The sequence below is a fragment of the Streptomyces sp. DH24 genome (assembly GCF_029813775.1).
Taxonomy (GTDB): Bacteria; Actinomycetota; Actinomycetes; order Streptomycetales; family Streptomycetaceae; genus Streptomyces.
Genome location: NZ_JARVKW010000001.1, coordinates 328,548 through 348,180 on the forward strand (window position 1 = coordinate 328,548; position 19,633 = coordinate 348,180).

Genomic DNA, 19,633 nt, shown 5'->3' on the forward strand with positions numbered 1-19,633 from the left:
CCAGGCGGGTCCGCACGGCGCGTCACCGGACGGCGGCCCGGCGGTAGGCCCAGGTCGCCACGGCCAGCGAGACGACGCCGACGAGGCCGCACACGGCGAGGTCCCCGAGTACGAAGGCCCAGTCGGGGTCGGGCCCGAAGGTGCGCGCGAAGGCCTCCACGCCGTACGTCGACGGCAGCAGGTCCCGCGCCAGGCGCACCACCTCGGGCATCCGGTCCGCCGGGAGCACGCCGAGCAGCAGCGCCGCCGACATGCCGAGCTGGCCGAGCAGGGTGGCCAGTTCGGGCCGCGGCGCGAGCAGCCCCAGCGCGGCCCCGAGTCCGGCCAGCGCGGCGCCCGCGAGCGGGATGACGGCGATGAGGACCCACAGGTGGGCCAGCGGCAGCCCGAACAGCACGCAGCCGAAGACGGCGGTCACGACGGTGCCGGGCACCGTGAAGGAGGCGTACGCGCCGGCCGCGCCGAGCACCACCGCCGCGGGCGGCACGGGCAGCGTCGCGTAGTGGTCGAGGCCGCCCCCGGCGCGCAGCTGGCCGAAGTACTGGGCGAGCAGGTTCAGCGCGACGAACGCGACGACGAGCACCGCGGAGCCCGCGACGACGGCCTGCGCCTCCTCGCCGCCGTCCACGACGCCGCGCATGAGGATCATGATGCCGACCGACTGGAAGGTCGCCACGAACAGCAGCGGGATCCGCGCGACCCGCGCCCGGGACAGCTGCGCCCGGTACACGGCCGCCAGCGACGGCCACAGCCGCGCCCGCGGCGCGAGCTCGGCGGCGCGCGTGGCGGTCTCCTCGACGGCCAGGGCACCGCCCGGCAGGACATCGGCGGGTACGACACTCACGTCGCGCTGCTCCCCTTCACCAGGTTCCACTCCGGCTCTCGCCCCGTCCGGTACGGATGCGGCGGCTGTCGCGCTCAGGACCCGCGGGTTCACGCCTTCACCAGCCCCTGCTGCGCGGCGCCGCCCAGCGCCAGGTACACGTCCTCCAGGCTGGGCGTGGCCAGCGTGAAGTCGTCGAGGGCGGCGAACGCGGCTCCGCCCGTGACGGTGGCGACGACGGCGCGGGCCTCGTCGGGCGCGAGCCGCAGCGTCCAGCGGCGGCCCGACCGCACGGCGTGGTCCCGCAGCGCGGCGACCTCGGGGACGTGCAGCGGGGCGGTCTCGCGCCACACCAGGTCGACGCGCACCTCGCCCGCGACCTGCTCCTTCAGCCCGGCCGGGGTGTCGCAGGCGATCACGCGTCCCCGGTCGAGGACGGCGACCCGGTCGAGGACCGTCTCGGCCTCGATGACGTTGTGCGTGACGAGCAGGACGGTCGTGCCGCGCTCGGCGCGGCGCCGGTCGACGGCGGCCCAGACGGCGCGCCGCGCCACCGGGTCCATGCCGGTGGTCGGCTCGTCGAGGACGAGCAGCGGGCGCTCCCCCACCAGCGCGGCGGCGAAGCAGGCGAGGCGGCGCTGCCCGCCGGACAGCTTCTTCAGCGGGCGTCCGGCGATCGCCGTGAGGCCCAGCTCCTCCAGGACGCCGTCCCGCTCGGCGCGCGCGCTGCGCACGTCCAGGCCGCGCAGCCGTCCGGTCGTCTCGGCGGCCAGCGACACGGTCAGCTCGTCGAGGGCGGTGGACTCCTGGCCGAGGTAGGCGAGGAGCCGCGCGGCCCGCTCCGGGTGCCGCACGATGTCGTGGCCGAGGATCTCGACGCTGCCGCTGTCGGGCCGCATCAGCCCGGTCAGCTGGCGTACGACGGTGGACTTGCCGGCGCCGTTCGGGCCGAGCAGTCCGAAGATCTCGCCGCCCCGGATGTCGAGCCGGACGTCGTCCGTGGCCCTGACCTCGGGCGTGCCCGGTACGCCGCGCCTGCCCCGTACCGCCGGATAGGTCTTGGTCAGCCCGCGCACCGCACACACGACGTCTCCGCCGTGCCGAAGTGCCTGTGCCGCGCGCGTACTCACAAGGGACGAGACTACGGGGTCCGCGGGCCCGGTCTGTCCTCGGGGCCCGCGACGGCGGGGGCCTCAGTCGGCCGCCGGGGCGTGTTCGACGCCGGTGCGGACGCCGATCTCGCGCCAGAATCCGGCCCGGATGGCATAGCGGTCGTGCTCGTCGATCTGGTCGTCCTTGTGGGCGAGCAGCCCGAACCGGGCGGCGTACCTGAGCAGTTCCCCGTCGATGCGGTGCGGGACGCGCGGGTACATGCCGGACAGCCGCTGGAGGTGGCTCTGGTCGCCGAGCCGCTCCACCCAGCGTCGAGCGAAGACCTGCCCGACCTCGAACGGGTCGCCGCCGACGGTCGTGATGTCCTCCTCCCGGTCGGCCCACCGCTGCTCGGCCGTGGTCAGCTGGGCGAGCGTCGGCATGGACGCAGCCTCCGGCGGCTCGGTGGGCGGGCGGTCCACCCAGCCCTTGTCGGAGGACCAGCGCAGCGTCGCGGTCGTGGGGTGCTGCGCGGGGTGCTGGCCGTGGGCGCGCAGGGCGGCGAGGTCCTTGGGCGTGGGCACGCCGCCCTTCGCGGCGGGCGCCCGGTCCTGGCTGCCGTTCGGCGCGGCGGCGGGCGGCGGGGTCTCGTCGACGGGCCGCTCGGGAGCGGCGAGCGCGGACTCGGGCAGCGGCGCGGACAGGATCGCGGCGATCTCCGGCCGGGGCACGGGCGGCGGCGCGCACACTCCGGTGAGTTCCTTCGCGCGGACCGCCCGGGTGATCCACGTGCGGTCCAGGACCCGGCGCTCGTCGGCCTCGGCGACCAGGTCCTCGGACTGGTTGTAGTCGCCGTCGGCGGCCTGCACGGCCCACAGGTGGACGGCGACGCCGTGTTCCTTGGCGGCCATCATGCCGGGCAGCAGGTCGCCGTCGCCGGTGACCAGGACGATGTCGGAGCAGGCGCGGTTGCGGGCCAGTTCGGTCAGCTCGGCGTGCATCGCGGCGTCGACGCCCTTCTGCGCCCAGCGCCCGTCGCTGCGGGTGAGAGCGCCGAGCCGGACGGTGACCCGGGGCATCACGCGCAGCCTGCGGTGCTCGGGCTGCGGGACGCGGTCGGGGGCGCCGTCGAACCAGTAGATGCGCAGCAGGGGCTGCTCGGTCTCGGCCTCGGCCCGTTCTCGCAGGCCCCGGATGAGGGCGGTGTGGTCGACGGTGATGCGGGAGCGCGACGGTTCCCCGGCGAGGAGACTGGCGGCGGCCCCCAGCAGATACCCGGCGTCCACCAGGACGATGCAGCGGTCCACGCGGTCCACCCTCTTTCCGGGAGGTTTGCTTCGGGCTTGCTTCGAGTCTGCCCGACCACGCCTGGGTTAACGGCCCGAACTCGATCTTCGGCGTGGCGTTTCGGGTCCGCGCGGGGCGACGAACCCTGTCACGGACGGTAATTACCCGAAATGCGTTCTTTGTCAGCCTATGTGAATCTGATCCCGGCCCTGGCCCCTAGATCCCCCACAGGAGGCAGATCACCATGGCCAAGAACAAGAACCGTGATCGCAAGCAGCCGCAGGCCGAGCGCGGCCAGGAGGCGACGCAGACGGCGCTGGAGACGCAGGCGCACGAGCGTGTCTCGCCGGTGACGCCCGGTGACGTCGCCCGCAAGGGCCGGCAGAAGCGCTTCGGTCACAACTGACGGCTGGTTAACGGGCCGTTGCGGCCCACAGCACATGACGAGGGGCGCACCCGGTTCCGGGTGCGCCCCTCCGCCGTGCGTACGGGTCAGCCGGCCAGACAGGACGGGCCGAGCAGCACCTTCAGGTCGCCGAAGAGGGCCGGGTCGGGCTTGACCCGGTGCCGGTCCAGGCGCAGCACGGTGGTCTTCGTCGGGCCCTGGAGCTTGATCCGCACCTCGCTGTCGCCCTTGTGGTGGCTGAGGATCTCGCCGAGGCGGCTGACCATCGGCGGGGTGACCCGGGTGGCCGGGATGGTGAGGACCACGGGCGCGTTGGTGCCCGCGTTGGACAGGTCGGGGACCATCAGCTCCATCGCCACGAGCCGCGGCACGTCCTCGCGCTTGTCGAGCCGGCCCTTGACGAACACCACGGCGTCCTCGACGAGTTGCGTCGACACCAGCTGGTAGGTCGCCGGGAAGAACATGCACTCGATGGAGCCGGCGAGGTCCTCGACGGTGGCGATGGCCCAGGCGTTGCCCTGCTTGGTCATCTTGCGCTGCAGGCCCGAGATGATGCCGCCGATGGTGACGACCGCGCCGTCGCCGAAGTCACCGCCGGTGAGCTGGGAGATGCCCGCGTCGGCCTTGTCGGACAGCACGTGTTCCAGGCCGAACAGCGGGTGGTCGGAGACGTAGAGGCCGAGCATCTCCCGCTCCTGGGCGAGCAGGTAGGTCTTGTCCCACTCGTCGGTGGAGAACTCCACGTCCATGCCGAAGCCGGGTTCGCTGCTGTCCTCCTCGCCCATGCCGCCGAAGAGGTCGAACTGGCCCTCGGCCTCCTTGCGCTTGACCGCGACCACGTTGTCGATCATCGGTTCGTACTGCGCGGTGAGGCCCTTGCGGGTGTGGCCCATCGAGTCGAAGGCGCCGGCCTTGATCAGCGATTCCGTCGTCCGCTTGTTGCAGACGACCGCCTCCACCTTGTCGAGGTAGTCCGGGAAGGACGTGTACTTCCCCTTGGCCTTGCGGCACTTGATGATCGACTCGACCACGTTGGTGCCGACGTTGCGCACGGCGGACAGGCCGAAGAGGATCACGTCGTCGCCCTGGGCGGCGAAGTTCGCCTCGGACTCGTTGACGTTGGGCGGGAGGACCTTGATGCCCATGCGGCGGCACTCGTTGAGGTAGACCGCCGACTTGTCCTTGTCGTCCTTGACCGAGGTGAGCAGGGCGGCCATGTACTCGGCGGGGTGGTTCGCCTTGAGGTAGGCGGTCCAGTACGACACCAGGCCGTACGCGGCGGAGTGCGCCTTGTTGAACGCGTAGCCGGCGAAGGGGACCAGCACGTCCCACAGCGCCTGGATGGCCTCGTCGCTGTAGCCCTTCTTGCGGGCGCCCTCCTTGAAGAGGACGAAGTTCTTCGCCAGTTCCTCCGGCTTCTTCTTGCCCATCACGCGGCGGAGGATGTCGGCCTCGCCGAGCGAGTAGCCCGCGATGATCTGGGCGGCCTTCTGCACCTGCTCCTGGTAGACGATCAGGCCGTAGGTGACGTCCAGGACCTCCTTGAGCGGCTCCTCCAGCTCGGGGTGGATCGGCGTGATCTCCTGCTGCCCGTTCTTGCGCAGCGCGTAGTTCGTGTGGGAGTTCATGCCCATCGGGCCCGGCCGGTACAGGGCCGACACGGCGGAGATGTCTTCGAAGTTGTCCGGCTTCATCAGCCGCAGCAGCGAGCGCATGGGGCCGCCGTCGAACTGGAAGACGCCGAGGGTGTCGCCGCGCTGGAGCAGTTCGAAGGTCGTGGGGTCGTCGAGCGGGAGGCTCAGGAGATCGATGTCGATCCCCTTGTTGGCCTTCACCATCTTGACGGCGTCGTCCATGATCGTCAGGTTGCGCAGGCCCAGGAAGTCCATCTTCAGCAGGCCGAGCGACTCGCAGCTCGGGTAGTCCCACTGCGTGATGGTCACGCCGTCGGTGTGCCTGACCCAGACCGGGACGTGGTCGGTGATGGTCTCGCTGGACATGATCACGCCGGCGGCGTGCACACCCATCTGCCGGACCAGGCCCTCGACGCCCTTGGCGGTGTCGATGACCTTCTTCACGTCCGGCTCGTTCTCGTACATCGCGCGGACCTCGCCCGCCTCCGAGTAGCGCGGGTGCTCGGGGTCGGTGATGCCGGACAGCGGGATGCCCTTGCCGAGGACGTCGGCGGGCATGGCCTTGGTGATGCGGTCGCCCATCGCGTACGGGTAACCCAGCACGCGCGCGGAGTCCTTGATCGCGTTCTTGGCCTTGATGGTGCCGTACGTGCCGATCATGGCGACCTTGTCGGCGCCGTACTTCTCCGTCACGTACCGGATCACCTCGACGCGCCTGCGCTCGTCGAAGTCGATGTCGACATCGGGCATGGAGACGCGCTCGGGGTTGAGGAACCGCTCGAAGATCAGGCCGTGCGGGATCGGGTCGAGGTCGGTGATGCCCATGGCGTAGGCGACGATCGAGCCGGCCGCGGAGCCCCGGCCGGGGCCGACGGCGATGCCCTGCTTCTTGGCCCACATGATGAAGTCGGCGACCACGAGGAAGTAGCCGGGGAAGCCCATCGAGATGATGACGTCCATCTCGTACTCGGCCTGCTTCTGGCGGTCCTCCGGGATGCCGCCGGGGAAGCGGCGCTCCATGCCGCGGCGGACCTCCTCCTGGAACCAGGTGACCTCGGTGTACCCCTCGGGGATGTCGAACTTGGGCATCAGGTCGCGCTTCTCGAACATGCCCGTGGTGTCGACCATCTCGGCGATCAGCAGGGTGTTGGCGCAGCCCTCCTGCCAGGCGTCCGAGGAGTCGATGGCGTACATCTCGTCGGTGGACTTCAGGTAGTAACCCGTGCCGTCGAACTTGAAGCGGTCGGGGTCCGAGAGGTTCTTGCCGGTCTGGATGCACAGCAGGGCGTCGTGGGCCGTGGCCTCGTGCGCGTACGTGTAGTGCGAGTCGTTGGTGACCAGCGGGGGGATGCCGAGCTTCTTGCCGATCTCCAGCAGGCCGTCGCGGACCCGGCGCTCGATCTCGATGCCGTGGTCCATCAGCTCCAGGAAGTACTTGTCCTTGCCGAAGATGTCCTGGTACTCGGCCGCCGCCTTGAGGGCCTCGTCGAAGTGGCCGAGGCGCAGCCGGGTCTGGACCTCGCCGGAGGGGCAGCCGGTGGAGGCGACGATGCCCTCGGACCACCGGGCGATGGTCTCCTTGTCCATCCGGGGCCACTTCTGCAGCCAGCCCTCGGCGTACGCGTCGGAGGAGAGCCGGAAGAGGTTGTGCAGACCCGTCTTGTTGACCGCCCACATCGTCTTGTGGGTGTAACCACCCGAACCGGAGACGTCGTCCCGCTTCTGGTGCGGCTGGCCCCACTGGATCTTGCGCTTGTTGCGCCGCGACTCGGGGGCGACATACGCCTCGATCCCGATGATCGGGGTGACTCCGGCCTTCTGCGCGGAGTGGAAGAAGTCGTACGCCCCGTGCAGGTTGCCGTGGTCGGACATGGCGATGTGCGTCATGCCCATCTCGTTGCACGCGTTGAACATGTCCTTCAGCCGCGCGGCACCGTCCAGCAGCGAGTACTGGGTGTGGACGTGCAGGTGCGTGAACGGCGGCTTCGACACGGCTGCGGCCTCCAAGGGGAACGGGAGTCGACGGGTGTCCGACAGGCTGCGGACGAGTCTGGGGGACAGCGTCGAAGTCTATGCCTCGGCACTGACACCCGCGGGCCGACCCGCGTACCTTCGTGCGCGGGTCGCGGGCACTCCGCCGTACCCTCGCCCGTTGGAAGAGGCGACGGGCGTCCGCACCGCCGGACGGCCGCACCCGTCCCCCTTGTCACGCTTGTCACGCTTGTCACGCACCACCCGCACCAGGAGGCACCCAGCGATGTCGGTCCCGCAGCTCAGCGACGAGCACCGCGGCGAGGAGATACTCGCCGTGTTCGACACCGCGTTCGGCGAGCTCCTGGCCGCCGACCCGGCGGCGTTCCGCGTGAAGTTCCGCAAGATGGCGGCCTCGGCGTTCGCCTTCTACCGGGGGACGGCGTGCCTCTTCTACCGCGACCTGGAGCAGGACAGGCGCGGCGGGCCGTTCCTGGACGAGCGCACCTCGCGCGTGTGGATCCACGGCGACCTGCACGCGGAAAACTTCGGCACGTACATGGACGCCACGGGCCGCCTGATCTTCAACGTCAACGACTTCGACGAGGCCTACGTCGGCCCGTTCACCTGGGACCTGAAGCGCTTCGCCGCCTCGGTGGCCCTGATCGGGTACGCGAAGGCGCTCAGCGACGAGCAGATCACCGAGCTGGTGCTGACGTACGCGGGCGCGTACCGGGAGCGGATCCACGCCCTGGCGACCGGCGCCAAGAGCGACGAGGTGCCGCCGTTCACGCTGGACACCGCGCAGGGTCCGCTGCTGGACGCGCTGCGTGACGCCCGCGCGCTGACGCGGTTCGGGCTGCTGGACTCGATGACCGAGATCCGCGACTTCGAGCGCCGCTTCGCGGCCGGCGGCGGCTCCGTCGAGCTGGACGCGGCCACGCGCTACAAGGTGCTGGCCGCCTTCGACGGCTATCTGGAGACGCTGCCCGAGTCGTCGCTGGCCCGCCCGGACTCCTACCGCGTGAAGGACGTCGTGGGCCGCCGCGGCATCGGCATCGGCTCGGCGGGCCTGCCGTCGTACAACATCCTCCTGGAGGGCAACAGCGACGCCCTGGAGAACGATGTGGTGATCTACATCAAGCAGGCCCAGACCCCGGCCGTCTCCCGGCACATCGCGGACCGGGCGATCCGTGACTACTTCCAGCACGAGGGCCACCGCACGGTGATCTCGCAGCGCGCCCTCCAGGCGCACGCCGACCCGTGGCTCGGCTGGACGGAGCTGGACGGGGCGGGCCAGCTGGTCGCCGAGGTGTCGCCGTACGCGGTGGACCTGGACTGGGGCGACATCGACGACCCGGAGGAGATCGCCCAGGTCGTCGCCGACCTCGGCCGGGCCACGGCGGCGATGCACGCGGCGGCGGACGACCAGTCCGGCGAGTCGCTGGTGCCGTTCTCCACCGAGCGCGCCATCGACGCGGCGATCGCGGCGGACGAGGACGGCTTCGCGCCGCTGCTCGTCGACTTCGCGCACAGCTACGGCGCACGCGCGCGTGCCGACCACCAGATCTTCGTGGACCTCTTCCGCAACGGCCGGATTCCGGGTCTGTAACCATCCATCCCCCCGCTCACAGGTTCCCTTTAGGAGCCCCTTACCGGAGCACGTGACAGACTCTCCTTTCGCTATGGACATGTCCGGGACCCCGATCAGAGCCCTGCGCGCGGCGCTGTTCACGGCACTCGTCGTGACGCTCAGCACCGCGTCGCACGTGCTGCTGTCGCGGGCCCCGCTGCCGCTGAACACGGTGGCCGCGGTCGCGGCCACCGTGTTCGCCGTCGCGTACGCCCTCGCGGGCCGCGAGCGCTCCTTCGGCCGGATCGCCGCGCTGCTGGTCCCGCTGGAGCTGGCCGCGGACACCGTCCTCACCACCGGCCAGCACGTCTGCTACGGCAGGGCGGGCGGCCCGGTCGCCGGACCGCTGCGCTCCGTCGGCTTCGACGTGCTGTGCGGCGACGGCACCCCGGTCGGCACGCCGCTGGCCCAGGTCACCGGCGCCGACACCGACCGGCTCGCGACGCTCGTCGTGCACGCCGAGCCGGCCACCGCCTGGCTTCTCCTCGGCGCGCACCTCGCCGTCGGGCTGCTCGCGGCCGCCTGGCTGCGCCGCGGCGAGCGGGCCCTGGCCCAGCTGCTGCGGGCGGTGGGGGCGGCCACGTTCCGGCCGCTGCTGATCGCCGTGGCCGCCGTGACCGCGCGGACCGGCTCGGCGCCGCGCCCCTTCCCGCGCCCGGCGCCCCGTACGGCGCCCGCCCGCGGTCTGCTCCTCGCGCACTCCCTGGGACGGCGTGGACCTCCGTGCCCGGCCGCCCTCGTCTGAGGCCACCGCCTCCACGTCGGCACCACCCTGAGCACCAGTAGTTCCCCCTACATATCCCGCACACGACGTGTGCGCGTCCCCCATGGAGAAAACCCAATGAGCAAGCGGAACAGCCAGGCGGCGAAGACGGCGGCCCGGGAGCGTCTGCGCATCGAACGCGAGCGCGAGGCGAAGCGGGCGAAGGTCAAGCGGCAGATCATCGTCGCCTGCTCCATAGTCGGCGTCCTCGCGATAGCCGGCGGCATCGGCTACGCGGCGGTGCAGGCGAGCAAGCCGGAGTACTGGGACGCGGCGAAGGACGACAAGCTCGTGAAGCCGGCCAACACGACCGGCAAGGACGGCACGACCGTCGTCGTGGGCGAGAGCAGCGCCAAGAAGACCCTGGTGATGTACGAGGACCCGCGCTGCCCGGTCTGCGCCTCCTTCGAGCAGGCCATCGGCGAGTCCGTGCAGAAGGGCCTGGACGACGGCAAGTACAAGGTGCAGTTCGTCGGCGCCACGTTCATCGACAACAACGTGCCGGGCGAGGGCTCCAGGAACGCCCTGAGCGCGCTGGGCGCCGCCCTGGACGTGAGTCCCGAGGCGTTCCTCGACTACAAGGCGGCGCTCTACTCGGCGAAGTTCCACCCCGAGGAGACCGACGACAAGTTCAAGGACGACGACTACCTCATCGAGGTGGCGAACAGCGTCGAGGCCCTGAAGGGCAACAAGGCGTTCCAGAAGGACGTCCAGGACGGCACCTTCGACAAGTGGGCGCTGACCATGAGCGAGAAGTTCGACGCCGACGGCGAGAAGTACGGCTTCCAGGGCACGCCCACCCTGCTCATGGACGGCAAGAAGCTCACCGGCGCGGACGGCAAGAACGCGCCGATGACCGCGGAGGAGTTCAACACGGCGATCGAGGCGGCGCTGAAGGCCTGAGCCAGCGGAAGCCGGCCCCGGTCCCGGCCGCCGACCACCGGCCTTTGGCCACGGGCCGCTGACTCCGCGCCGAAGAGCGGGCGAACTTTCACGAGTTCGCCCGCTCTTGTTCCTACCGCTCAGTAATCTGATCGGCCGTGACCAGTCGATACAGATCAACCGAGAACACGGCCTCCCCCAACTCCCTCTCGCCGCGCCGCCGTACGGTCGTCAAGGCGGCCGCCGCCGGCGCGGTGCTGGCCGGGCCGCTCACCGGCGCGCTGCCCGCCCGCGCCGCCACGGACGCCCCCGCCTTCCTGCACGGCGTGGCCTCCGGCGACCCGCTGCCCGACGGTGTCCTGCTGTGGACGCGCGTGACACCCGTGCCCGAGGCGATACCCGGCTCCGGGACGGGCCCGGCCACCGAGGTGAGCTGGGTCGTCGCCAGGGACCGGGCGCTGACGGACGTCGTCTCCAAGGGCTCCCTCACCGCCACCGCCGCCTCCGACCACACCGTCAAGGCGGACATCCGCGGCCTGGAACCGGCCACCGACTACTGGTTCCGCTTCTCCGCCGGCACCGCCGACTCCCCCGTCGGCCGCACCCGCACCGCGCCCGCCGCCGGCGCCTCCGTCGCCAACCTCCGCTTCGGCGTGGTCTCCTGCTCCAACTGGGAGGCCGGCCACTTCGCCGCGTACCGCCATCTCGCGGCCCGCGGCGACCTGGACGCCTGGCTGCATCTCGGCGACTACATCTACGAGTACGGGACCGGCGAGTACGGCACGCGCGGCACCGTCGTACGGCCGCACGAGCCCGCGCACGAGATCGTCACCCTCGCCGACTACCGCGCCCGGCACGCCCGTTACAAGACCGACCCGGACCTCCAGGCGCTGCACGCGGCGGCGCCGGTCGTCGCGATCTGGGACGACCACGAGTTCGCCAACGACACCTGGTCGGGCGGCGCCGAGAACCACACCGAGGGCGCGGAGGGCGCCTGGTCCGCCCGGCAGACCGCCGCCAGGCAGGCCTACTTCGAGTGGATGCCGGTGCGCCCGGCGATCTCGGGCACCACCTACCGCCGGCTGCGTTTCGGCAAGCTCGCCGACCTGTCCCTGCTCGATCTGCGCTCGTTCCGCTCGCAGCAGGTCAAGATGGGCAACGGCGACGTCGACGACCCGGAGCGCACCCTCACCGGCCGCGCCCAGCTCGACTGGCTCAAGTCCGGCCTGAAGGCGTCCGACACGACCTGGCGGCTGGTCGGCAACTCCGTGATGATCGCGCCCTTCGCGATCGGCTCGCTCTCCGCCGAACTGCTCAAGCCGCTCGCCGAGCTGCTGGGGCTGCCGCAGGAGGGCCTCGCCATCAACACCGACCAGTGGGACGGGTACACGGACGACCGCCGCGAGATCCTGGCGCACCTGCGGTCCCACGCGATACGCAACACCGTGTTCCTGACCGGCGACATCCACATGGCGTGGGCCAACGACGTGCCGGTGAACGCCGGTACGTACCCGCTGTCGGCCTCAGCCGCCACGGAGTTCGTGGTCACCTCGGTCTCCTCCGACAACCTCGACGACATCGTGAAGGTCCCCGAGGGCACGGTCTCGGCGGTCGCCGCCCCGCTGATCCGCGCCGCGAACCGGCACGTCCACTGGGTCGACACCGACCGGCACGGCTACGGCGTCCTGGACCTCACGGCCGAGCGCGCGCAGATGGACTACTACGTCCTGTCCGACCGCACGAAGCGGGACGCGACCTCGTCCTGGGCCCGCTCGTACCGCACGCGCAGCGGCACCCAGAAGGTCGAGCGGACCTACGACCCCGTGTAGTTCCCGCCACCTCCCTCCACAGGGGCGCTTTTCAGCCAACCCCGACCAGAGCGCGAAGCGTTAACGAAAGATCACATCGCTACGGCGGGTGGTGCGGGCCGCGAGCCGAATGCGGACACACCGCCCGCCTGGTAACCGAACTCGTTACGTCGGGATCTCAAACTCCGGACGACGTTACGTTTCTGCACGCGACACTTTCCCGATTGCCCTTGTTTGCCGGTTATTTGATTGGGCTTGATCACTGCTCTTGCCGCATGGGCATGTCCACGTAATCTCCGGGCGGCGGCCAGGAAGACCCCTGTGCCCCATTTCCCCACCGCATCCGCTAGGAGCCCGCATGCGTGCGCTTGCCCGGATATCGTCCCTGTCGCGCAGACGCCTTCTCGGTACGGCCGTCATGGCCGGAACCCTGATGCTCACTCCCCTGTCCGCGCCCACCGGCGTCGCCGCGGCCGGCACCCCCGCCGCCGAGTGCGTCGAGGACGCCCACACCCACGCCGCGGCCCGCGAGGCCCGCCCCGGGCACGGCGAGCACGTCGCCGAGCCGAACGAGATCAGCGAGGCCCGCGCCCAGGCCATGAACGCCGACCTGCGCGCCAAGCTCGACAAGCTGCGCGCCAACGGCCGCAGCACGACGGCCGCCGCCTCGACGACCATCCCGGTCTACTTCCACGTCATCCACGACGGCGAGACCGGCAAGCTCAGCTCCGCCGACATCACCGCCCAGATGAACGTCCTGAACTCGGCCTACGCCGGCCAGGGCACCGGCAACACCGACTCGGGCTTCCAGTTCACGCTGGCCGGCACCGACTACACCGACAACGCCGCCTGGTACACCGTCCGCTACGGCTCGCCGGAGGAGAAGGCGATGAAGTCCGCCCTGCGCAAGGGCGGCGCGAACGCGCTCAACTTCTACACCGCCAACATCGGCGACGGCCTGCTCGGCTGGGCCACCTTCCCCAGCTCGTACAAGTCCAGCCCGTCGATGGACGGCGTCGTCGTCCTGGACGCCTCGCTGCCGGGCGGCTCGGCCGCCAACTACGACGAGGGCGACACCGCGACCCACGAGGTCGGCCACTGGATGGGCCTGTACCACACCTTCCAGGGCGGCTGTAACGGCAACGGCGACTACGTCACCGACACCCCGGCCGAGAAGAGCGCCGCGTACCAGTGCCCGACGGGCCGCGACACCTGCACCAACAAGCCGGGCGCCGACCCGATCCACAACTTCATGGACTACACGTACGACGCGTGCATGTACCAGTTCACCGCGGGCCAGGTGACGCGCATGCAGGAGAACTGGGCAGCCTACCGGGCCGCCGGCTGACGCTCCCCGAGCGAGTCGAGGAAGCCGAGCGCCACCCGCCAGGTGGCCTCGGCGGCCTCCTCGTCGTAGTCGGGCAGGTCGGGGTCGGTGTAGAGGTGACCGGCCCCGGCGTATCTGTACACCTCGACGTCGGCGCCGGCCCGGCCCATCTGCAGGTACCAGGCGCTCAGCCAGTCGTCCGTCTCGAAGGCGTCCGGCTCGGCCACGTGCAGCTGGACCGGCAGGTCGTCCACCGAGGCGTTCGCCGCGATGTCCGACGTGCCGTGCAGGAGCAGCAGCCCGCGCGCCTTGTCGTCACCGAGGGCCAGGGTCTGCGCGACGGACGCGCCGAACGAGAAACCGGCGTACACCAGGCCCCGGTCCGAGTAGGGCGCGGCGGCCAGCACGGCACGCTTCAGCAGCTCGTCCTTGCCGATCTCGTCCTGGTGCGCCATGCCCTCCTCGACCGTGTCGAACGTGCGCCCCTCGAAGAGGTCGGGCGTCCACACCTCGTGTCCGGCGGCGCGCAGCCGGTCCGCCGCCGCGCGCACCGCGGGCCTGAGGCCATAGGTCGAGTGAAAGAGCATGATGTCCATGAGGCCATGGTGCCAGCCGGGTACGACAACGCGGCGGCACGGCCGGGCGGGCGGGCGGTCGGTCCGGCGGTCGGCACCCGGTACCCCGCGCGTTCCGGAAGTCACATGTTCGTGACCCCCGGGGGCCGGTTAGGTTCGAAGGCATGGAGAACCTGCTCCGTCCATTGATCGTGGTCGGCGGTTCGGTCGCGCTCACTTTGGTGATCGGCTGGGCCACCGACCTTCTGCTGCGCAAGGCCGACCAGCGGCATCCGGAGACCCCGATGTGGGGGCTGCTGCGTCGCGGCCGCATCCCGTACCAGCTCGTGCTGTGCGCCGCCTTCCTGAGAGGCGCCTACGACGAGGCGCAGGTGCTGGAGACATACGAGGTCGGTGTCGGCCGGGTCCTGACACTGGTACTGATCGGCGCCACCGCCTGGCTGGTGATCCGTATCGCCGCCGCCGTCGTGGAGACGTCGTACTCGCGCTACGCGCGCACCCATCACAACGCCGCCCGGGTCCGCCGGGTGCGGACCCAGGTGACGCTGATCGTGCGGGTGGTCTCCGCGATCGTCGGCGTGGTCGCCGCCGCGGCGATGCTGCTGACCTTCCCCGCGATGCGCGCGGCGGGTGCCTCGCTGCTGGCCTCGGCCGGGATCCTCGGCATCGTCGCCGGTGTCGCCGCCCAGTCGACGCTGAGCAACATGTTCGCGGGGCTGCAGATCGCCTTCGGCGACATGGTGCGCATCGGCGACACGGTCGTGGTGGACGGCGAGTGGGGCACGGTCGAGGAGATCACCCTGACCTTCCTGACCGTGCGCACCTGGGACGAACGCCGGCTCACGATGCCCGTGTCGTACTTCACGTCCAAGCCGTTCGAGAACTGGTCGCGCGGCGGCGCCGAGATGACCGGCATCGTCTACTGGCACCTCGACCACTCGGCGCCGACGGACCTGATGCGCGAGAAGCTCCGCGACATCCTGCGCGAGTGCCCGGCCTGGGACGGCCGCGCCCACAACCTGTCCGTCACGGACACCACGCCGAACACCATGCAGGTGCGGGCGCTGGTGACGGCCAAGGACGCGGACGACATCTGGACGGTACGGGTCACGGTCCGCGAGGAGATGCTGCGCTGGCTGGCCGACCACCACCCGTACGCCCTGCCCCGCGTCAACACCGCGGACGCCGCCGTACCGCCGCCCCGCGACGGCCGCGGCACCCTGCCCGAGGGCCGGCGCCCGGTGAAGGACGGCCACCTGTCGGCGCCCGACGGCAAGGTCACGCGCCGCGCGCACGGCACGCCGCGGCACTGACCCCGGCGCCGGGCGCGGCCGTCGGCGGCGGCGCCCGGCGCGCGGGCGGGAACCCCCGAAGGGGTCACCGAAGAAGTCACCGAAGCATCGGCGTGGAGTCAGCGGAGGCTGCGCACATCCAGATGCCGCAGCACCCGGTCCACGATCTCCGGATCGGCCCCCGGCTCACTGCGCGCCGCCAGCACCTCGTGCCGTGCGGCGCTCAGCATCTCCCCCTGGATGCGCCGTACCCGCTTGATCCGCCGGGCCCGCTGCGCGTACGCCTCCCGCCGCTCCGCCTCCCCGATGTCCGGACTGATCCGCAACCCGATGTCGAAGGCCCGCCGCAGCATCTGCTCGCTGATGTCCTCCGGCAGTTCCTCGACCTCCTCGATCTCCCTCAGCCGCCGTTTCGCCGCCTTCGCCGCCCGCACCGCGAGCTGCTTCTCGAACGCCTTCTCCCGTTCCGTGTCGGCCTGCACGCCCAGCCGCTCCACGAGCCACGGCAGCGTCGTCCCCTGGAGGAGCAGCGTCGCCATGATGACCCCGAACGCGATGAACACGATCTCGTCCCGGTTGGGGAAGGCGCTGCCGTCGTCGGTGTGCAGAGGAATGGCGAGCGCCAGCGCGACCGAGGCGACGCCGCGCATCCCGGCCCACCACATGACGACGGTCTCCCGCTTGCTCATCGGGATGTCCTCGTCGTGGTCGCGCCGGGCGTGCAGCCGCTTCGCCAGCCAGGCCGCCGGCAGCAGCCACAGCAGCCGCACCAGGACCACCACCACGACGATCACCCCCGCCCAGCCGAGGAGTTCACCCCACCGCCCGGACGCCGTCCGGATCGCGTTGTGCAGTTCGAGACCGATCAGCCCGAACGCGACGCCGGTGACCAGGGTGTCGACGACGTCCCAGAACGTGTGCCCGGCGAGCCGTGTCATCACGTCGTCGGCGTCGTGGGCGTACTCGGTCAGGAACAGGGCCGTGGTGAGCACGGCGAGCACTCCGGAGCCGTGCAGCTCCTCGGCCAGCACGTAGGAGGCGTACGGCACGAGCAGGCTCAGGCCGACCTGCAGCGTCGCGTCGCCGAGCAGGTTCATCAGCTTGTCCGCGCCCCACCCCAGCGCGAGCCCGACCGCGACGGCGACGACGGCGGACAGCACCAGGTCGAGCCCGGCCTCCCACGCCGAGAACGTCCCGCTGACGGCCGCGGCGATCGCCACGTGGTACAGGACGATGGCGGTCACGTCGTTGAACAGCCCCTCGCCCTCCAGGATGGAGACCAGGCGGCGGGGCAGGCCGAGCCGTGCGGCCACGGCGGTCGCGGCGACCGGGTCGGGCGGTGCGACCAGCGCGCCGAGCGCCACGGCCGCGGCGAGCGGGATGCCCGGCACGATCGCGCCCGCGACGGCGGCCACGGCGACGGTGGTGACGAAGACGAGCGCCACCGCCAGCAGGAAGATCGGCCGTTTGTTGATGGTGAACTGCCGCCACGACGTCCGCCGCACGGCCGCGTACAGCAGGGGCGGCAGCACCAGCGGCAGGATCAGGTCCGGCGGGATGTCGACGTTCGGCACGAAGTCGGGCAGCGCGAGGCAGATCCCGAGGACCGTCATCAGCACCGGCGACGGCAGCCCCAGCCGTTCCCCGAGCGGGACGCTCACCAGGGCCCCCAGCAACAGCACGCACAGCAGGGCCAACTGATCCACGGTCAGCGCTCCGGGGGTACGACGTCACACGGCGCCCTCCACCCTGCCACGCCGGCCCTGCGAACAGCCGGTTCGACGCCGTTGGAACCGGTCCGGAGCGACGCCGTTGGAACCGGTCCGGGAGTGACACCATTGGACCCGGTCCGGAAGTCGGAGCCGGCCCGCAAGTCGGAGCCGGCCCGGCAGTCGGAGCCGGCCCGGCAGTCGGAGCCGGTCTAGAGGGGGCGCCGCATCGCCCGGTGCGGCATACCGGCGTCCGGGAACTCCGGCCCGTACGCCACGTATCCGAGCCGCTCGTAGAAGCCGAGGGCCTGCGTCTGCGCGTGCAGGTCGACGGCCGTCAGCCCCCGCGCGCGTGCCGCGTCCTCGATGCCGCGCACCAGTGCGGCCCCGACGCCGAGTCCGCGCGCGTCCTTCGTCACCGCGAGCCGGCCCAGGGAGCCCACCTCGTGGTCCCCGCCGTTCTTCGCGGCGGCCGCCTCGCCGTACAGCAGCCGTCCGGTGCCGAGCGGTATGCCGTCGTCCCGGACCGCCAGCACGTGCACGGCACCGGCGTCGTAGGCGTCGTACTCCAGGTCCTCCGGCACCCCCTGCTCGACGACGAAGACCTCATTGCGCACCGCGAAGCACGCCTCGCGGTCGGCGGGGTCCTCGGCGACGCGCACCGCGTACCTCGGCCGGCTCACGCGTAGGTCTCCTCGCGGACCTGGTCCAGGGCCTTCCGCAGGTCCTCGGGGTAGTCGCTGGCGTACTCCACCCACTGGCCGTCGCCGGGGTGCTCGAAGCCGAGCCGGACGGCGTGCAGCCACTGGCGGGTCAGCCCGAGCCGCTTGGCGAGCGTGGGGTCGGCGCCGTAGGTCAGGTCGCCGACGCAGGGGTGGCGGTGGGCCGCCATGTGGACGCGGATCTGGTGGGTGCGGCCGGTCTCCAGCTTCACGTCGAGCAGGGAGGCGGCGCGGAAGGCCTCGACGAGGTCGTAGTGCGTGACGGACGGCTTGCCCTCGGCCGTGACCGCCCACTTGTAGTCGTGGTGGGGATGGCGGCCGATGGGCGCGTCGATCGTGCCGCTCGTCGGGTCGGGGTGGCCCTGCACGAGCGTGTGGTACCGCTTGTCGACCGTGCGCTCCTTGAACTGGCGCTTCAGCGACGTGTACGCGCGCTCCGACTTGGCGACCACCATCAGGCCGGACGTGCCGACGTCGAGGCGGTGCACGATGCCCTGGCGCTCGGCGGCACCGGACGTCGAGATGCGGTATCCGGCGGCGGCGAGGCCGCCGATCACGGTCGGTCCGGTCCAGCCCGGCGACGGGTGCGCGGCGACCCCGACCGGCTTGACGACCACGACCACGTCCTCGTCGTCGTGCACGATCTCCATGCCCTCGACGGGCTCGGCGACCACCTGCACGGGCGCGGGGGCCTGCGGCATCTCGACCTCCAGCCAGGCGCCGCCGTGCACGCGCTCCGACTTGCCGACCACCGATCCGTCGACCGTGACCTTCCCCGCGGCGGCGAGCTCGGCCGCCTTGGTCCGGGAGAAGCCGAACATGCGGGAGATGGCGGCGTCGACGCGCTCGCCCTCCAGGCCGTCGGGCACGGGCAGGGTACGGATCTCGGGAATCGTGCTCACCCGTCGAGTATGCCGGACCCGCCCGGTGGTCCCGACCGGGCCTGTGGACAAACGGGGCGTTCAGTCCTTGTGGACGGTGCCGTCCGGGTCGAGGCCGCGGAAGGACAGCAGCACGATCAGGATGCCGCCACACACGATCGCGGAGTCGGCCAGGTTGAACACGGCGAAGTGCTTGGGCGCGATGAAATCGACCACCGCGCCCTCGAAGACGCCCGGCGAACGGAAGATCCGGTCGGTGAGGTTGCCGAGCGCGCCGCCGAGCAGCAGCCCGAGTGCGATCGCCCACGGCGTGCTGTACAGCTTGCGCGCCAGACGGGCGATCACGACGATCACGACCGCCGCGATCACCGTGAAGATCACGGTGAAGGCCTCGCCGAAGCCGAAGGCCGCGCCCGCGTTGCGGATGGCCTCGAACTTCAGCCAGTCCCCGACGACCTCGATGGGCTCGTGGTGCTCCAGCTTGGCCACCACGATCATCTTGCTGATCAGGTCGAGGGCGTACGCGACCGTGGCGACCGCGAACAGCACGGCGATACGGCGCTTGCCCCGAGGCCGCTCGGCCCCTGCCGCCGTCCCGTCCGCCGCCCCCGCCGGGTCCTCACCGGCGGGGTGCGCCGCCCCACCGGTGCCGGACCCGCCGGCCGGGGCCGCGGCCCCCTCGGAGCCGGACGGCGTGCCCGGCGACGCGTTCTCCTCGGGCCGGTCCTGCCGCGCCCGCGCCGTGTCCGGGGTGTCCGGCGTACCGATGATGCGCTCCGCCTCTGCCACGTGAGTCCCTCAACCTAGGTACCTGACTGAGCACGAGGG

Annotated in this window: 16 protein-coding genes; 7 read left to right on the top strand and 9 right to left on the bottom strand. The window is 71.3% G+C overall.

The features are described from left to right. Positions 1-22: 22 nt before the first annotated feature. The 3 genes from QC282_RS01525 to QC282_RS01535 form a co-directional block, all read right to left on the bottom strand. Positions 23-844, bottom strand: a complete 822-nt coding sequence (locus tag QC282_RS01525) for an ABC transporter permease (protein WP_279547292.1) — start codon at positions 842-844, stop codon at positions 23-25. Between the two features lie 89 nt (positions 845-933). Beyond that, entirely contained in the window at positions 934-1,908 is a 975-nt protein-coding gene (locus QC282_RS01530) for an ABC transporter ATP-binding protein (protein ID WP_279547293.1), read from the bottom strand. Positions 1,909-2,016: 108 nt separating this feature from the next. Continuing rightward, positions 2,017-3,222 (bottom strand): NYN domain-containing protein, encoded by a 1,206-nt coding sequence (locus tag QC282_RS01535; RefSeq protein ID WP_279547294.1) that lies wholly within the window; start codon positions 3,220-3,222, stop codon positions 2,017-2,019. A 224-nt stretch (positions 3,223-3,446) separates the two neighbouring features. Between QC282_RS01535 and QC282_RS01540 the strand changes: the two genes are divergently transcribed. Beyond that, positions 3,447-3,608: a hypothetical protein gene (locus QC282_RS01540; RefSeq protein WP_279547295.1), complete on the top strand. Its 162-nt coding sequence runs from the start codon at positions 3,447-3,449 to the stop codon at positions 3,606-3,608. 86 nt (positions 3,609-3,694) lie between these two features. Here QC282_RS01540 and dnaE read toward each other — a convergent pair whose 3' ends face one another. Further along, the gene (gene dnaE / locus QC282_RS01545) at positions 3,695-7,234 is read right to left on the bottom strand and encodes a DNA polymerase III subunit alpha (RefSeq protein WP_279547296.1); all 3,540 of its coding nucleotides are present in this window, start codon (positions 7,232-7,234) and stop codon (positions 3,695-3,697) included. 265 nt (positions 7,235-7,499) lie between these two features. On the opposite strand from dnaE, the gene QC282_RS01550 reads away from it, so the two are divergent. The 5 genes from QC282_RS01550 to QC282_RS01570 all read left to right on the top strand — a co-directional run bounded on the left by QC282_RS01550 (position 7,500) and on the right by QC282_RS01570 (position 13,647). Next, a complete protein-coding gene (locus QC282_RS01550) occupies positions 7,500-8,825 on the top strand; it encodes a DUF2252 domain-containing protein (protein ID WP_279547297.1) in 1,326 nt (441 codons plus the stop codon). 73 nt (positions 8,826-8,898) lie between these two features. Continuing rightward, positions 8,899-9,591, top strand: a complete 693-nt coding sequence (locus tag QC282_RS01555; protein WP_279547298.1) for a hypothetical protein — start codon at positions 8,899-8,901, stop codon at positions 9,589-9,591. Between the two features lie 96 nt (positions 9,592-9,687). Continuing rightward, entirely contained in the window at positions 9,688-10,512 is an 825-nt protein-coding gene (locus QC282_RS01560) for a thioredoxin domain-containing protein (RefSeq protein WP_279547299.1), read from the top strand. Positions 10,513-10,649: 137 nt separating this feature from the next. Next, the gene (locus QC282_RS01565; RefSeq protein ID WP_279547300.1) at positions 10,650-12,320 is read left to right on the top strand and encodes an alkaline phosphatase; all 1,671 of its coding nucleotides are present in this window, start codon (positions 10,650-10,652) and stop codon (positions 12,318-12,320) included. A 337-nt stretch (positions 12,321-12,657) separates the two neighbouring features. Beyond that, positions 12,658-13,647 carry a zinc metalloprotease gene (locus QC282_RS01570; protein WP_279547301.1) on the top strand — a complete coding sequence of 330 codons (990 nt, stop codon included), beginning with the start codon at positions 12,658-12,660 and terminating at the stop codon, positions 13,645-13,647. Here QC282_RS01570 and QC282_RS01575 read toward each other — a convergent pair. Beyond that, entirely contained in the window at positions 13,629-14,222 is a 594-nt protein-coding gene (locus tag QC282_RS01575; RefSeq protein WP_279547302.1) for a dienelactone hydrolase family protein, read from the bottom strand. The genes QC282_RS01570 and QC282_RS01575 overlap by 19 nt on opposite strands. 143 nt (positions 14,223-14,365) lie before the next feature. On the opposite strand from QC282_RS01575, the gene QC282_RS01580 reads away from it, so the two are divergent. Next, complete coding sequence (locus tag QC282_RS01580; protein WP_279547303.1) at positions 14,366-15,514, top strand: mechanosensitive ion channel family protein; 1,149 nt, start codon at positions 14,366-14,368, stop codon at positions 15,512-15,514. Positions 15,515-15,612: 98 nt separating this feature from the next. On the opposite strand, the gene QC282_RS01585 is transcribed toward QC282_RS01580, so the two are convergent. The 4 genes from QC282_RS01585 to lspA all read right to left on the bottom strand — a co-directional run bounded on the left by QC282_RS01585 (position 15,613) and on the right by lspA (position 19,594). Next, a complete protein-coding gene (locus tag QC282_RS01585; protein ID WP_279547304.1) occupies positions 15,613-17,199 on the bottom strand; it encodes a Na+/H+ antiporter in 1,587 nt (528 codons plus the stop codon). Positions 17,200-17,414: 215 nt separating this feature from the next. Further along, on the bottom strand, positions 17,415-17,885 hold the full coding sequence (locus QC282_RS01590) for a GNAT family N-acetyltransferase (RefSeq protein WP_279547305.1): 471 nt from the start codon (positions 17,883-17,885) through the stop codon (positions 17,415-17,417). Beyond that, complete coding sequence (locus QC282_RS01595) at positions 17,882-18,826, bottom strand: RluA family pseudouridine synthase (protein ID WP_279547306.1); 945 nt, start codon at positions 18,824-18,826, stop codon at positions 17,882-17,884. The genes QC282_RS01590 and QC282_RS01595 overlap by 4 nt, the downstream gene beginning before the upstream one ends. A gap of 60 nt (positions 18,827-18,886) precedes the next feature. Further along, positions 18,887-19,594, bottom strand: a complete 708-nt coding sequence (gene lspA / locus QC282_RS01600) for a signal peptidase II (RefSeq protein ID WP_279547307.1) — start codon at positions 19,592-19,594, stop codon at positions 18,887-18,889. Positions 19,595-19,633 lie beyond the last annotated feature (39 nt).